Here is a 14,585-nt window from a genome sequence, read left to right as displayed (position 1 = left end):
AAAACTGAGTTTGTCAAAACCTTCACTATGTTGGAGGCATCCAATAAATTGAGACCAAATTTTCCCTTGTGATATCCAATTAAAAAACAACTAATCAAGGGAAAAGGTCAAATATAATATGTAGTAGTCGGCCGTCTTTTTGCCGATGCGGACCTTAATGGCAGTTATCCCAGCTTCAACTGATTGTGTGGTTTGTTCTGGTAAGCAATGGATGCAGTGGCTCAATGATAACGGCATTTTTATTTGACTACGACTGAATCACCTGCCCGCCGTAACCAAAATGATGAGATAATACGCCGACCTCTCGAAAAAGCGAATATAACCGGCCTTAATAAAAAGTGGCATTGATTGCCGGAATAAGAAAAATGATACCGAAAACCGTAATGGCTGCCCCTGAAAGCATACCAACGGTGGTCTCAACCCGCCTGATTCGCTCTTCCGGTACCACACGTAGAACCCCAGCCTTCCCCATGATGATGGTAGATACCACTATGGAAATAGTTGTTCCCATCCCTAATGAAATACAAATTGCCAGCAGCAAACCCAGAAGCATCACGTCCATAGATAGGCAAAACAACATGACCATTACCACGGCCGGACAAGGTACGATTCCCACTGCCACGGCCCACGGCCAAACGCTTTTTTCCACTACCCGTTCCGTCTCCCTTTTCGATTTCGGTTCCGGTATGAAAAACAATGCGTAGGTATGTTTCGCCATGATACCCACCCCCAAGATGGCGATCAATCCGAAGCTAACCATTTGGGTTATATCTGTGACCGAGGCCAGCGTTTGGCTGACACTTCGTTGAATGATATAGCGCAGGCCCAACACACCCACGATACCTGACAATCCATGGATTATGGCGATGCACAAACCAAAACCCATTCCACCCAGAACCGAAGGACGATGGGACAGAACATAAGACATGGCAACGACTTTGCCGTGGCCGGGACCGGCGGCGTGGATAGCTCCGTATGCATACGCCAGCCCCATCAATAAGATCAGAGGCCCCCAACGACCATCGCTTTGAAATTCCCGAATAAGGTCTGACATCTTTTGTTTCAACTGATGCTGCCAGACTATAATTTTCACAAAAAACTGGCTTTTTATGGGCGGTTCGGGGGTGATGTGCTGGGACTCCGGTTTGGACGTGAATGGGTTGTGACACCATGCTTGCCCGACCCAGGGAAGCAGAAGCATGAAAATGGCCGCAATTGTATAAAGGCGCTTCATGCTTTTTTCCGAAACTCCATGAAAAGTGTCCAAGGATGGATCATGTCGAAATAAATTTTGGTGTCCGGGTCTTCACGAATGGCTGTTTTCAATTCAAAGGCATCGTCGGCCGTGAGTGCGACAGGGTTCTTATCCGCAAAGTAAATAGCCGTGTAATAGGTAGGATCGTAACTGGCCACTCGTATGTTCTTGAATTGGTCCGTGGCCGTTACATGACAGGGAATAAAGAATTCATAAATTAACCGGTTGTTTTCCAATATCGCATTGAAATCCCGGATAAATTTCACATCAAAGGGTTGGTTGTCGATCTTAATGAACGTGAAAAAGCTTTGTTCGGCGATAAAAATAAAAGCATTTTCCTTTACTGCCAACACTTCTTTGGTTTCCAATGTACCATTTCGGTTCTGATCGTGATCTTCAGCGATCATGCTGGCAAACATGTCGTCCATCTTCCAGCGTACTTTGATCCCGGCGAGCCCCTTTTCATCGAACACGACATTGAGCCGTTGGACGATGAATACATGCGGATGGGCCTGTGCTTTCCGCATAAAAAGAAAAGGGTCTCCCAATACGATGCTTACGGCAACCTGGAATAATAAAAGGAAAATCGCTTTGTTCGATAACCACCACACTTTGTAACATCCTGAATTTGTGTTGTTCCCATCAATGACAGTCATTGCCTTTTTCTACAATGGTCTGGAGCATACCAAAGTGTATCCCCAAAATCAAAATTTACAGTGTAACACCCTAAAAAGGACAGAAACTAATACCACATAGCAAGCGTTAACAAGAACATGTTGAGGGTTAGCCTCGCAAAAATTTCAGAGCCGGGGAAACATGTCCCCCGGCTCTGAATATCACCGATCGCCGACAGATCGGTAGATGTGTTGTTGATTATTGTAAAAACTTTAGAATTCTACAGCCAGTTGGGCAGTAAACGTATCGGCCTCCTGGTCCACGGCCAATGAGGTCTCTTCGAATTCATCGTGCAGATATTCCAGGGCCAGGCTGGTGTTTTTGAAAAAACCCCAATTCACCACTGCGCCGTACTGGGATTCGGGCAGAAAATCAGCACCGTCGTCGGAGCCCCCGTAGCGTAATGCCAGCTCCAGATCTTCGATGATCATGACTCCGAGTTCGATGTTCCAGGCGGTCGGCTTGCGTTTTTGGGTGTCCGTCGTGTCGTACAGCTCGCCGGCTTCGAAGTCGTCAACGGCAGCCACATATTCAACGATTACCTTGAAACGATCCAAAAATTCGACGGTCACAAAGGCACTCCAACCACCAACCAGGTCGTTCAATTCTGTAACGCCGATATCCTCGATTGCAGCGGACAGTGAATCGGATGAGGAAAGGTTGGAAGTGTAGGACATGCCAGCCATGAGAAAATATAGGGGCTGGATCGTAACGGCGGCCACAAAGCTGTCGATGGCGTTGTCCTCACCAGCCTTATCAACTTCTCCGTTGAAAGCGCCCACGGCCAGGTCGACCATCCCACCGCCGAATCGATAGCCGGCCACCGCGGCACCCTGATTGGTCTCACCCAAGACCAGGGTGTTGGGGTCGGTGACGAAATGGCTGTCGTAGTAACCGAAGGGGATGTACTGACGCCCGGCGATCAAGTAAGCCGGAAAGGCCTCGGTGCCCACCAGGGTGATGAATCCCTCGTCCACGAACAAGTCATCTTGCTCATACTTGAACATGACATGACCGTCCACGTGCTTGATGATCTTGGCATCCACGACCAGCTCGACGGTGGCCAGGTCCACATCGCTTTCATCGGTATCTGCTGTCGGATCGTTGTTGTCTTCGAACTTCGAATAGCCGGCTTCGACTTCAACCAATCCGCTGACCTGGATACGGTCATACCACTTGTCACTCTCCACGTTCCTGTCGATGGCTTCCTCCAGCTGTTTTATTCGTTTTTCAAGGCTTTTTACGCCACCGGGTTTTTGATCTGCTGAACCTTTGTTGGACTCAATCGAATTCTGCGCCATTGCGGGGAGAGCGATGCAGATCAAAACCATGAACATCAACGACATAATCAATTTTTTCATCTCTGAAATCTCCTCTTTTATAATTTTTCATTTTCCAATTGCTTTGCTTCGCTATAACATATTGAATTTTTGTGGCTTTAAAAAGGTCAGTGTATTTTTTGCTCAAAAAAAGGCGCAGCAGGCATCGATTATTAATGCCCAGTTGCGCCTTCACTTGTTCCGCCTATTATCGGAACCCGCAAGACAACGACGACCCGAAAAATCGTCACATTTGCTGTTTCTTAACTGCTTTGAATATTTAGCTTTCCATTGTCTCCTCGGTGCCTATGCGCCAGCAGATCAGATGCCCGCAGATAGATTGTCCCATAGAGGCTGACAAATCGGTTCAATGCGTCCACTCATATATTTCCATTGCAGACGCATCGCAGCCTTTCGAACATGTTTTGTTGCAACTTGCCTGCACATCCAATTTCAGAACACGCCCTTTTCGAATCCACTGCCCCAGCATACCACGCATGGCTTCTGATTCAGTATCGAAATGAAGGGCAAGGTCACCCAGTGTAACCCGCTTGTGCTTCATCAAATAGCGTTTAATTTCAGAAAGTATCATTCGTTACTCCATATGAGTTGGGTCAATATCCCTTTTAAAGTGCCGGGCCCTCCAAACGAAGGCTTTCAGCTATCGCGGTGTTCCATCGACACCTACGCCTGTGCGCCGTCCGGAATGCCAGCTACTAAGCGTTTTTCTTTATTACCCATCTGTCGCATGATCAAGACCACACCCAGGAAAAGACCGCACAGGACAACAATCCATACCAATGAGGAAATCGGGTGGCGGCCGATGGTGGCCGTCTGATAAAACAGGACAGACGCCATGTACGCCAGGCCTGTTGTCCAGGCGCCGACAAAAATTGTCCACATTAAATTAGTCTCACGGTAAACAGCTGCGATAGCCGCCACACAAGGAAAATAGAGCAGAATAAAGAACAGGTAGGCAAAGGCCCCGATGCGGCCGTCAAACAGGCTCACCATGGCGCCCAACGTTCCGACGGCGACTGCTTGCTCCTCGGCGGCGGTTTCCACCGTGCTCACATCCCCCACGGACAAGCCCAGCGGATCGAGCAGGGTATCCGCCACACCCACCAGGTTATCCGGAATGGTGATGAAGGACTCCTTGATGCCGCCCCAGAAATCAAAGGCTTCTTTTTCGCCTTCTTCTCCGGCCGGGGCGGCGTCCATCTGGGAATACATGGCATCCAGGGTGCCCACCACCGCTTCTTTGGCAAAGATGCCGGTGAAGATCCCCACGGTGGCCGGCCAGTTCGCTTCGGTCAGCCCCATGGGGGCGAACACCGGGGTGATCGATTTGCCGATATGGCTCAGGGCGGACTTGTCACTGTCATCGTTGCCGAAAGAGCCGTCGGTGCCCAGGGAGTTCAAGAAACTCAAGACCACCACCACCGGGATGATGACCTTGCCGGCGCGAAACATGAAGGTCTTGAGCCGGTCCCAGGCCCGCAGCAGCAAGCCTCTTACCGTGGGCAGGTGGTAGGGCGGCAGCTCCATCACAAAGGGGGTGATGTCGCTCTTGAGTAAAGTGCTTTTCAAAACAAGCCCGGTAAGAACGGCAAAGCCGATCCCCAGCAGATAGAGTCCGAAAACCAGGTTCTGCCCGCCCACAGGGAAAAATGCAGCGGCAAAGAGCGCATACACCGGCAAACGTGCCCCGCAGGACATGAAGGGATTCATCATGATGGTCAGGGTGCGGTCACGCTGATTTTCCAGGGTGCGTGTGGCCATGATGGCTGGCACGTTGCAGCCGAAGCCCACCAGCATAGGGACGAAGGATTTACCGGGCAGGCCGATCACCCGCATAAAGCGATCCATGACAAAGGCGGCCCGGGCCATGTAGCCGGAGTCTTCCAAAAGACAGAGGCACAGAAACATGAAGCCGATGGGCGGAATGAAGGTGGCGATGGTCTGGATGCCGCCGCCGATGCCGCCGGCCAGGATCGCGTTGAGCCAGTCGGGCGAGCCCATGGACGTCAGCAGAGCGCCAAAGCCGTCCACAAAAATGGTGCCGGCGAAAATGTCAAAAAAGTCGATAAACGCGCCGCCGACGTTGATCGTCACCATGAACATCAGATACATGGCGGCCAAAAAGATGGGAATACCCAGCGCCCGGTTGAGCACGATACCATCAATCTTGTCCGACACTGTTTTACCGACACGGTTTGCTTTTTTAACCGCCTCTTTCGTCAGCCAGTTGATCAGTCCATAGCGGCTGTCGGCCAGCAGGATATCGGCTTCCTCGTCAAGTTTGTCTTCAATTTTCCGTTGATGATCGTCGCGCGCTTTCAAAGCCTCCGGGCTCACAAACGAACCGACCCATTCATCGCCTTCCAGCAATTTCACTGCCGCGTAGCGCGAATTCATTTTTTTGTATAAGGCCGCGTCCCGCACCAATGGACCCAATGCATCTACCGCTTCCTGAATTTCTGCGGGATATACGACCTGAAGCTCTGAAACAGATTTGGCTTGCGCACAGCGATTGATTTCCGAACGCAGTTTTTTTACCCCTTTTCCCTGGGAGGCCACCAGGGGGACCACCGGGCAGCCCAAGCGCTTGCTCAACATTGGAATATCAATCTCGATTCGGCGTTCTTTAGCAGTGTCCATCATGTTCAAGGCCAGCAACATGGGCACCTGCATTTCCAAAAGCTGGACGGTCAAATAGAAATTACGTTCCAGATTGGAGGCGTCAATGATATTGACGATCAGGTCCACCTCCCCTGAAAGGATATAGTCCCGGGCCACTTCTTCATCCAGCGACGCTGCTGAAAGCGAATAGATGCCGGGAAGATCCACCACCTCAATTGTTTTATCCTCATGGACATATTCACCGGATTTACGGTCCACGGTAACACCCGGCCAGTTGCCCACCCGCTGTTTGGTTCCGGTCATTGCATTAAACAGGGTTGTCTTACCGCAGTTGGGATTTCCCACAACCCCGATCACATGGTCACTCATAATTGTTTCCCCCTTTCTACCATCAAGGCGGATGCTTCGTCCTTTCTGAGAGAAAGGGCGAATCCGCGCACTTGAATTTCCACCGGGTCCCCCATGGGGGCAATCCGTTCGATGGTGATTTCCGTGCCCCGGGTCAACCCCATGGCCAGCAATTTTTCCCGATAGACGCTTGTTCCCTTGGTGTAGCCGGAAACTGTACCGGTCTCACCGACCGCCATGTCCTGCAGTGTTGCTTTCATCTTTTTCCTCCTTCGATAACAGCCACCTGGATTTTATGGGCCATGCCACCGCCTAAATATAGCCGGGAACCCTCGTGGCCGAGCAATAGTTTTCCGTTCATGGAATTATGTAAAACCTGTACTTCGGCACCGACACGAAGACCAAAACCGGTGAGTCGGTCATGGACGCCTTTTCCGCCGTTTACCGAAACGATCCTGACCCAATCGCCTTCCCAAGCCAGGCGCAATGAAAAATTCCCTATGTCGGCACATGGTCTCTTCGTCATTGAAGCCAATTTCGTTTGAGATCCCCTGCATAGTGGTTTCCATGGCCAAGCCCTTGAAATAACGTCTTCCATTGCACCTCCCTGTTCAACCTTCAATCCCGATAAAGGATAACTAATATTTTGAAATGACCACAAAAAAAGGCGCAACCGGACGCACCACACGCGTCTCAAGTTACGCCTTCACTTCCTCCGCACCATAAATGGTCGAAAGCCGTAAGACTATACTTGCCAAGTTAGAAGTATCTATCTTGCCAAGCAGATGCTGAATAACTCTCCGGGATTTTTCTGTCAAGTACTTTTTGTAAAAAACACATCAACACTTCTATTCACGCCTTCCGTGTCCTCTCTTCAGGCACAGGCCACAATTTTGACAGGAAACGTTACGAGCCGATCTATCCCCCATACCGGTCGTCAGGTGGGTTGCGCAGCTTTTCAGACAAAGCCGCCAAAGGCATTGTTTCGACTTACAATCCAGGCAGCGAAAATCCGCTGCGCACACCTGTCCTGCCGTTAGGAGACGGACCAGCGTTGTTTCGGTTATTTCAACGCGCACGCTTGTTTTGTCAGCCGTTGCCATATCAAAAATAGAACTGTCTTTTAATTTTGTTGCTTCTTTTCGGAGCATGGGCAGTTCGCACAATTTCCACTGCACCGGCAATCGTGCTTTTTAGTGGATACAAAAACGCTGCACCCCTCGGGTGCGATCTCATATCCTTTTGCCCCTTTGAATGAGAGTCGATTTGATGGCAGTCGGCTTTGGTTAAGGCGGCATCGGAATGTGCTGCATCCGAAAGGGCACATTTCGCGCAAGTTATGAGTATCAATAACGACTCGTCCCTTGCCGTCGTATTTATCGTCAAGCAGGTTGACCAGCTCCCAGGCGGAACTGCCATCAAAATCCCCACTGGTGCTAATATGCAGGTCGCCGTTGCTTTTTTTGACCTCGATTTGAAAATTAGTGCTCATGCATTTTTCCTCCGATAAATGGTAATCATTTGAAGATATTATCTTGGCTGCCGTAATTGTACGTCCCTGTGGCCCCGCTCTATGTCCCTAATTGATAGTGCCCTTATCGTTGGCACCCCAGAGTACTTGGGAAACAGCCCTCAGGCTGGACTTTGCCAACATATGAACCGTTTTGTTGTGCTTTTTGGCCAGATTTTTAACCATGGAACACGCGGCGTGGCTGTTACAGCTAACCGGGCAGACCACCACATCGGCGCGCCTGAGGCAGTATTCAAGCCTTTTTACGCCTTTTTTCATGTAACCGTCATGATACTCGAATACACCGCCGCTGCTTTCAATAAGCTCCCGGTACAAGGATTCCATTCGCGTGATCCCGCCGACGATTAAAATGCGCTTTTTGCACAGGTCAAACGACGGACAAGTTGCGTCGCAGCGGTTCAAGGCAAAAACCTCCCCGATTATTTCCTGGGCTTCCTTTCTGAATCGCCTGTTCGAATCCAGCTGCCGCTCAAGTTCCGACGATAGGCGCATGTTCTTTTCTTCGAATGAAGCCATTAGACGCTGGTCATTTTTAGCGTTTACCCGTAAGGCCTCCAATTTCTTTTTCAAAATTCGGTTTTCTTGCTCAATCTCGGTATAGCGGTATCGGCTATGCGATGCGGCAAATTCCTCTTCCAATTTGATTTTTTCTCTTTCCACGGAAGCTAAGGTTGCTCCCAATTCCGCATGGCTTTGTTTCAGGCGTATATTTTCCTTTTGCAGCGAGCACCGAAGCCGTGTGATCTCTTTGGTGCTCCGGCGCAGCCCATCTATCTCTTTCTGTTGCCTGACCAGCTTTTGTTTCAGTTTGATGCTCTGTTCGCCACTCCAGTGCATGGCCATATGAATATCCCCGAAAATTTCTCTTTTTAATTCAATGGGCAAATTGGGATTGATGGCGGCAGCCCATGAAACGCCGATACAATCCCCGGCTTCAAAAGCAGTTTTGAAATGTATCCTGAATGCCTCATGACCAAGCTCAAGCAAAGACGCAGCCTCTTTTCCGAATTTGCGATTGAGCAGGTTGTCAACTTTTCTGGACAACCGACTCTCGCTTTCCGAACTGGCAACCAGTATCTCGTGTAGTTCAAAGGGGCTTTTATTTTTAACCGAAAAGCCTGTTTTCTTGAGTAATTGCTTTTGTTCAGAAAGCGTAAGACACATACCCACCACCGGACATTTGAAAAAGTGGTCGATCTCCCAGAATCTCAATGGGATCCGCCGGTTTGTATCCTCATCCGCCAGGTATATGTGGTTGCTTCCGCCGCCTTGTGAATGTTGGTTTATCCCCTGCATTAATGAATACCTCCTTTTTTCTAATTGTCGCCTCCGATGCCCGTCTATTGCCTTGGATAAAAACAAAAAAGGCGCATCTCGATCGTTCCCGATATCGAGTTACGCCTTCACTTTTTCCACACCAAACAAGTATGGAACCCGTAAGACATCCCTGACTGACGTTAGTCAGTATCGATCATTACAGAGGTGAGCTTCTTGCGCAATGCTTCAAGCCTTTTTGATTTAAACGCTTTTCTACTTTCTTCGATAACATCTATGGCCTCTTTGATCGCTTTCTCCAACCTGAGCTCCCTTGACCGTTTAGGACAAAGATCTAATAGTGGCAGCAGATTACGCTCATCCACCTTTTCCTCCAATATGGAGGCGACAAGGCAACAATGCGTATCTATGCCTTGCTGTAGCTCTTTAACGCTGGTGTTTATCGCGTTGATAATATCTTGTTTGTCCAACCCCATGAACTTAGCCGCCCCTTTCTATGTTTTATTATGCTAACTATTAGTTTAAAAAATTACCGCCTTGCGAGCCATTGCCCAAAGACGGCTATATTTCTGAACGGGTGTTTACATAATCAATAAAAAGGGTCTTGCAAAACTCTCTATCAAATATCCTTTTACGATCGGCCTTAAAATATGGGGCCCCTCTCCCAAATGAAGCACCGATTGCCATGTCATTCACCGCCATCAGGAGGGGAAGTGTTTTCGATGGAATCAACCTGGTTCTTGAATTCACAAGAAAACGCTTCACTGCGCGCCTGACATTTTTCAGGACTGCGGCCGTGTCGCCGATACTCTTCAAAATAGTGAAGCCAGCTCTCGCCGGCTCGTGGGCATGTCTGGATAAACTCCATAAAGTCGGTAAGGCTGTCCAGGGTGGCGGAACTAAGGGTATGTTCCATTTTACAAGCCTCTTCGTCGGCAATTGTAAACTCAATTTTTAAGATTTCGGTTAAAAACTTGAGTAAAATCTTATGCCTGCGCCGCATTTCCTTCCCGACTTCCGCCCCGTCTTTCGTCAGCTCCACATATTCGTATTTTTCGTAGTTTACCAACCCTTTATTATTCAAGGATTTAAGCATACTGGATACGGTGGGCATTTTGACATCCATCCGCTTGGCGATATCTTTTACGCGAACCACCCTTTTTTCCTTATCCAGATCAAAAATTGCCTCCAGGTAGTCCTCCATGACGGAAGTCAGTGGTTTTTCAGCTATGTGCTTTTTATTTTGGGGTACCATCATATCAATCGTATTGTTAGAGATCTGAAACATATTTTTAAGATTCTAATAATCAATCCATGGATCGCTTGTCAAGCGCTTTTTGATCAGAAACCGAACATCAAAAGGATGGCAGAAATCTTCTTCTCTCGCTTAATCATAAAAGAAACTAGCGGAAAATTTGAAATAGCGAACTTTATGGTCCTTCATTCAAAGCCAACCTGATGCATTTTAACAGCTCACGGGCTTCCGTTGCTCTCTCTATATTTATTTCCGGTAACGCCTGTTCAATAATTTGGTTTTCTTTCTGACGGGCCTTCCGAAAGGTAATACGCCCCGTTTCTGTTGATTTTACCAATTTAGACCGCTTGTGGCGGGGATTTTCCGTAAATTCAATCAACCCCCGGGCAAGTAAATCATTGCATACTGTTTGAACAAATTGCCGGGAAACATTCAGCCTCGCTCCCATGTCAGGAACGGTCGCCGGTTCAAACTGGATTAGGGTACGCATGATTTTGTGCTGCGAAGTGTTCAGCCCGGCCTGTTCATGAACCTTGTCCATAATAACGGACAGGGCCGAGTGCAGCGCGAAGAGCTCACGAAATAGATCGTGCAGCGCCTGCCCTGAATCATTTTTAATGGATTTATCGCTCATCGCTACAACCATCGCCTGACTTGACGAGAATATGTTCGGTAGGCATCACCATATTTCCGGTTCATGTAAGCTTCTTCCCGTGGAATGACATAGAATGAAAGGTAAAGCCCCAATGGCAGGTAGGAAGCCATCATCCAAAAGCTGCCAGCCACAAGCCCGATACCCAGGAAAAAGGCGGAACCACCGACATACATGGGATTGCGACTAAACCTATACACTCCATGCACGACCAAGGTGGTTGCGGGGAGATTCGTAGGTACATTAGTGCCAATGCGTTTAAACTTCTCGTGGGCCATCATCATTAAGGTAAAGCCAGCACCCCCCAACCCCAGCCCTAAAAGGATACGCAACGGTCTCGAGAGCAGGGCGAAATCGTGTGGCATAAAAAAATCAAGCACGGCCCCAAATGCCAGGCACGTATAGAATATCATGGGCGGCATAATATCTACTCCAGGGGAATCCTGCTCAAAATTGTTTGCAACAGCTGCCAAAGCCATTTTAATCTCCTTTCTGGTTGGGTAGGGGTGTCATTTTCTGGCAAGATAACATACGGCAACATTGTTGTCAATATGACAACCTGTTTGTCATGTACTTTTTTCTTGAAAGGTATCGTAGCTAATTCTGTTTATGATGCGAGGCATGGCGTTCGATATGTTTCGGTGCAGGATAGATCACAAGAACTGAAGCTATTTGTGCTTGCGACATCTACATGTATCTTGCCATATGCTGGAAAGTAATTGAAATAATATTTAATTTGAAGCACCACTACATATGGGGCGACCGAATTGGCAGTTCGGTGCAGATTACATCTGGAAAATGAATCTATCACAGAAATGTGGCCACCTGAGATGTATTGAGATCATCTTTGTTTTTCGGTCATTGCCCAATCTGGTGATCAGTTGGAGATATCCACGGTTTCGATGGGGACATTTGCAATAGATACCCTGTACTAATCTTTACCCGCGCCAAATTTTCAACGAGCTAACATAATCCCATTTATCACAACATTTGACGGGTTTTCAGGATCCTGTGCATAGCGTCTGCTAATTGATATGTATTGATCGGCTTGGCAAGGAATTCCAAAGTGCCTGCCTGCTTGGCCGCATTATCGATTTCTTTGCCCATATAGCCTGAGGTCAGTATCACAGGGATTTCGATGCCAGCATCCCTCAAATGCTGTACGATTTCGAGTCCTGTTAGTTGGGGCATCGTGTAGTCGGTAATGATGAGGTCAAACTGGCCGGGATTCGAAATGATACTTTCCAATGCCACCCGGCCGTCCGTGAAGGCTGATACACGGTAACCGAGATTGGAAAGGATGGATTGTAAGGTCGCGGTGATGTCCGGCTCGTCATCGACCACCGCCACACGCGCGTTGCCTCGCTTGAGAGCTAAATCCCTTGGGATTAGAATCTGATCCTCGCTTTCCGTGCAGGGGATTATAATGCTGAAAGCAGTCCCTTTCCCTTTCTCACTGTAAACGGAAATCGTCCCACCTATTTTCTTGACGATGCCATGCACCACGGAAAGGCCGAGCCCGGTCCCTGTTCCTTGTGGTTTGGTGGTGAAGAAAGGTTCAAACACCTTCTCACGGATTTCTGGTGCCATGCCGATCCCGGTATCCGATATGCGAAGGAGAATGTGGCGTCCTTTATTCATGTCCGGATGAGTCTGGCTGAATTCTTCATCCACCATGAAATCCAACAACTCCAATCGCACCGATCCAGCTTTGTCCCCAATGGCATGGACAGCGTTGGTAAAAAGATTCATGACCAACTGATGGATCTGGGTCGGTTCCCCCAAAATTATTGCATCGCTGTCTATTTGGGCTTGAATATCGATGGTGGCCGGTATGGAGGCCCGAAGAAGTTTTAGTACTTCTTTCAATATTGTTTTAGGCTGCATCGGCCTTAATTCGGTTTCCGTTTGGCGGCTGAAGGTAAGGATCTGGCTGACCAGATCGCGCGCCCGTTCTGAGGCCTTCATGATTCCGCGAAGAGATCTTTCAGTATCAGGATCATGCCCCTTTATCATCAGCGCAAGCTCTGCATAACCGAAAATGCCGCTTAGAATATTGTTGAAATCATGTGCAATGCCCCCGGCCAATGTTCCGATGGATTCTAGTTTTTGTCCCTGTTGCAGCCGTTTTTCAAGCTTCAGTTCCGCCGTGACATCTCGTCCAATTTCAAGGTATCCGTGTATCACACCATTGTCGTCCCTTAGCGGCACGAGCATGATGTCCATAGTCACCGGTTCCGGCTTGTCCCCTTCAATTGTTACCCGACCCGACCAAGGTATTCCGCGTTCCAGGGATTGCCAGATCACCTCCGCCGGGATTTTTCCCATATTATCGAGGATGGGTTCTCGATGGATCACCTCTTCAGTTTTTTGCCCGGTAATTTTTTCAAAGGCCTCATTGGCGTGAATAATTTTTCGGTCCAGCCCGATTTGCATAATCGCTTCGGTAGAATGGTGTGTGACTTGCTTCATTAGCGCCATTATTTTTTGAATGGGGGTACTAACTCTGCTATAAAAAACAGACATTCCAGTGATAGTAAGAATCAGAAAAAGGCTTCCACTAATGAAAATGGCGAACAATGTCTGGTTCACTGGAATCATTATTTCATCTTCGCTCTGGGAAAAGGCGACGATCCAGTCGGTAAGGGGAACTTGTGAAAAACCAGCAATTCTTTTAGATCCTTCAAAAAGATACGATGCGGTACCGGTCTTTTCACCTGTCAACACCTGTTTAATTTCCCCTGTTCCGGGTTGGTCCAGAAGGCGCATCCTGAGAATGAATTCCTTTCTCGGGTGAACCAATACCAGCCCTTCATTGTTGATTAGGTAGCCGAACCCCGTCTTTCCGAACCTTTTCTTCAATATGATTTTTTCCAGGTAATCAATATCAAATGGGAGACCGACCATTCCGAGGAATTCTTTCTCATGTAAAATGGGCGCAGCTACCACGATAATAGGAGCACTCGGTGTAGCACTACCTCTGGCAGGTACTGGGCCGACCACACTGGTCTTTCCTTCTTTGGCTTTAATAAAATATTCACGGGTGGAGAGATCCAATCCTATCTGTTGCTTAAAAACGGCATCTGCCCTGGCGATCCCGGATTGATCCAGCAAAAAAATCGTGAAAAATTTGCTTCCGATGCGGCTAAAAATTGCCTGTAGACTCCTCTGGGCGGCTCGATAATCACCAGTGAGAGCAGACTCGACAATGTTCGGATCCGCGGCAATAGCCGAAGCCAGTTTGACCTCTTGTCTGAACGTTTCGTCAATAGATGCGGATATATCCTCTGCCACATGCACAGCTACCTCTTTGGATCTTTTAAGAAGTGATTTGGAAAGCTGGACATAAATGATCGTACCTGCAATCAAAAAGGGAATTAAAACTGCGGTGATACCTCCGAGGATCATTTTGTATTTAATTGAGATTTTTTTTTGCATTTCCCAAAGAAACCGGCAAACCAAGTAAGTTGAACGTGACTTCCTAATTAGTAAGGATGGTAAGCTTGAACCCGCTGTGTTTACTATAGCAGAAACCGGAAACAGAGCAAGTTATAAGGGATATCTTATCTCAGAGATGTTTTACAAAGGCACAGTAGTCCCACAGGACTATACCGAATCAAACGTGTGGTTTA

The 14,585-nt window shown here is 48.2% G+C and carries 15 protein-coding genes; all 15 read right to left on the bottom strand.

Annotated elements, in window-relative coordinates; all coding sequences use genetic code 11:
- Positions 1-328: 328 nt before the first annotated feature.
- On the bottom strand, positions 329-1,234 hold the full coding sequence (locus ACHZBS_RS23100) for a hypothetical protein (protein ID WP_319408844.1): 906 nt from the start codon (positions 1,232-1,234) through the stop codon (positions 329-331).
- Positions 1,231-1,782 (bottom strand): DUF1007 family protein, encoded by a 552-nt coding sequence (locus tag ACHZBS_RS23095; protein ID WP_319408843.1) that lies wholly within the window; start codon positions 1,780-1,782, stop codon positions 1,231-1,233. The genes ACHZBS_RS23100 and ACHZBS_RS23095 overlap by 4 nt, the downstream gene beginning before the upstream one ends.
- Positions 1,783-2,142: 360 nt before the next feature.
- Positions 2,143-3,291: an LbtU family siderophore porin gene (locus ACHZBS_RS23090; RefSeq protein ID WP_319408842.1), complete on the bottom strand. Its 1,149-nt coding sequence runs from the start codon at positions 3,289-3,291 to the stop codon at positions 2,143-2,145.
- Entirely contained in the window at positions 3,212-3,445 is a 234-nt protein-coding gene (locus ACHZBS_RS23085) for a hypothetical protein (RefSeq protein ID WP_319408841.1), read from the bottom strand. The genes ACHZBS_RS23090 and ACHZBS_RS23085 overlap by 80 nt, the downstream gene beginning before the upstream one ends.
- Positions 3,446-3,616: 171 nt before the next feature.
- Positions 3,617-3,841, bottom strand: coding sequence for a FeoC-like transcriptional regulator (locus ACHZBS_RS23080; protein ID WP_319408840.1), 225 nt, complete (start codon positions 3,839-3,841; stop codon positions 3,617-3,619).
- Between the two features lie 92 nt (positions 3,842-3,933).
- Positions 3,934-6,261, bottom strand: a complete 2,328-nt coding sequence (feoB, locus tag ACHZBS_RS23075; protein WP_319408839.1) for a Fe(2+) transporter permease subunit FeoB — start codon at positions 6,259-6,261, stop codon at positions 3,934-3,936.
- Positions 6,258-6,500 (bottom strand): FeoA family protein, encoded by a 243-nt coding sequence (locus tag ACHZBS_RS23070; RefSeq protein ID WP_319408838.1) that lies wholly within the window; start codon positions 6,498-6,500, stop codon positions 6,258-6,260. The genes feoB and ACHZBS_RS23070 overlap by 4 nt, the downstream gene beginning before the upstream one ends.
- Positions 6,497-6,838: a FeoA domain-containing protein gene (locus ACHZBS_RS23065; RefSeq protein ID WP_319408837.1), complete on the bottom strand. Its 342-nt coding sequence runs from the start codon at positions 6,836-6,838 to the stop codon at positions 6,497-6,499. Before ACHZBS_RS23065 ends, ACHZBS_RS23070 begins: the two co-directional genes overlap by 4 nt.
- Positions 6,839-7,363: 525 nt before the next feature.
- The gene (locus ACHZBS_RS23060; RefSeq protein ID WP_394708022.1) at positions 7,364-7,732 is read right to left on the bottom strand and encodes a hypothetical protein; all 369 of its coding nucleotides are present in this window, start codon (positions 7,730-7,732) and stop codon (positions 7,364-7,366) included.
- An 87-nt stretch (positions 7,733-7,819) separates the two neighbouring features.
- The gene (locus ACHZBS_RS23055; protein ID WP_319408836.1) at positions 7,820-9,067 is read right to left on the bottom strand and encodes a DUF2325 domain-containing protein; all 1,248 of its coding nucleotides are present in this window, start codon (positions 9,065-9,067) and stop codon (positions 7,820-7,822) included.
- A gap of 161 nt (positions 9,068-9,228) precedes the next feature.
- Complete coding sequence (locus ACHZBS_RS23050) at positions 9,229-9,522, bottom strand: hypothetical protein (protein WP_319408835.1); 294 nt, start codon at positions 9,520-9,522, stop codon at positions 9,229-9,231.
- 212 nt (positions 9,523-9,734) lie between these two features.
- Positions 9,735-10,334, bottom strand: a complete 600-nt coding sequence (locus ACHZBS_RS23045) for a metal-dependent transcriptional regulator (protein ID WP_319408834.1) — start codon at positions 10,332-10,334, stop codon at positions 9,735-9,737.
- Between the two features lie 142 nt (positions 10,335-10,476).
- Positions 10,477-10,935: a MarR family transcriptional regulator gene (locus tag ACHZBS_RS23040; RefSeq protein WP_319408833.1), complete on the bottom strand. Its 459-nt coding sequence runs from the start codon at positions 10,933-10,935 to the stop codon at positions 10,477-10,479.
- A 2-nt stretch (positions 10,936-10,937) separates the two neighbouring features.
- Entirely contained in the window at positions 10,938-11,432 is a 495-nt protein-coding gene (locus ACHZBS_RS23035) for an isoprenylcysteine carboxylmethyltransferase family protein (RefSeq protein WP_319408832.1), read from the bottom strand.
- Between the two features lie 502 nt (positions 11,433-11,934).
- Positions 11,935-14,391 carry a cache domain-containing protein gene (locus ACHZBS_RS23030; RefSeq protein ID WP_319408831.1) on the bottom strand — a complete coding sequence of 819 codons (2,457 nt, stop codon included), beginning with the start codon at positions 14,389-14,391 and terminating at the stop codon, positions 11,935-11,937.
- Positions 14,392-14,585: the final 194 nt, after the last annotated feature.

It is taken from the genome of uncultured Desulfosarcina sp., assembly GCF_963664155.2.
GTDB lineage: Bacteria > Desulfobacterota > Desulfobacteria > Desulfobacterales > Desulfosarcinaceae > Desulfosarcina.
The sequence above is the reverse complement of the archived record's forward strand: the minus strand, read 5'-3'. Positions and strand labels throughout refer to the sequence as shown.

Bases quoted from the DNA above. Each gene is read 5' to 3' on its own strand.
- ACHZBS_RS23100 (WP_319408844.1), bottom strand. From the start codon at position 1,234: ATGAAGCGCCTTTATACAATTGCGGCCATTTTCATGCTTCTGCTTCCC.
- ACHZBS_RS23095 (WP_319408843.1), bottom strand. From the start codon at position 1,782: ATGCGGAAAGCACAGGCCCATCCGCATGTATTCATCGTCCAACGGCTC.
- ACHZBS_RS23090 (WP_319408842.1), bottom strand. From the start codon at position 3,291: ATGAAAAAATTGATTATGTCGTTGATGTTCATGGTTTTGATCTGCATC.
- ACHZBS_RS23080 (WP_319408840.1), bottom strand. From the start codon at position 3,841: ATGATACTTTCTGAAATTAAACGCTATTTGATGAAGCACAAGCGGGTT.
- feoB (WP_319408839.1), bottom strand. From the start codon at position 6,261: ATGAGTGACCATGTGATCGGGGTTGTGGGAAATCCCAACTGCGGTAAG.
- ACHZBS_RS23070 (WP_319408838.1), bottom strand. From the start codon at position 6,500: ATGAAAGCAACACTGCAGGACATGGCGGTCGGTGAGACCGGTACAGTT.
- ACHZBS_RS23065 (WP_319408837.1), bottom strand. From the start codon at position 6,838: ATGGAAGACGTTATTTCAAGGGCTTGGCCATGGAAACCACTATGCAGG.
- ACHZBS_RS23060 (WP_394708022.1), bottom strand. From the start codon at position 7,732: ATGAGCACTAATTTTCAAATCGAGGTCAAAAAAAGCAACGGCGACCTG.
- ACHZBS_RS23055 (WP_319408836.1), bottom strand. From the start codon at position 9,067: ATGCAGGGGATAAACCAACATTCACAAGGCGGCGGAAGCAACCACATA.
- ACHZBS_RS23050 (WP_319408835.1), bottom strand. From the start codon at position 9,522: ATGGGGTTGGACAAACAAGATATTATCAACGCGATAAACACCAGCGTT.
- ACHZBS_RS23045 (WP_319408834.1), bottom strand. From the start codon at position 10,334: ATGTTTCAGATCTCTAACAATACGATTGATATGATGGTACCCCAAAAT.
- ACHZBS_RS23040 (WP_319408833.1), bottom strand. From the start codon at position 10,935: ATGAGCGATAAATCCATTAAAAATGATTCAGGGCAGGCGCTGCACGAT.
- ACHZBS_RS23035 (WP_319408832.1), bottom strand. From the start codon at position 11,432: ATGGCTTTGGCAGCTGTTGCAAACAATTTTGAGCAGGATTCCCCTGGA.
- ACHZBS_RS23030 (WP_319408831.1), bottom strand. From the start codon at position 14,391: ATGCAAAAAAAAATCTCAATTAAATACAAAATGATCCTCGGAGGTATC.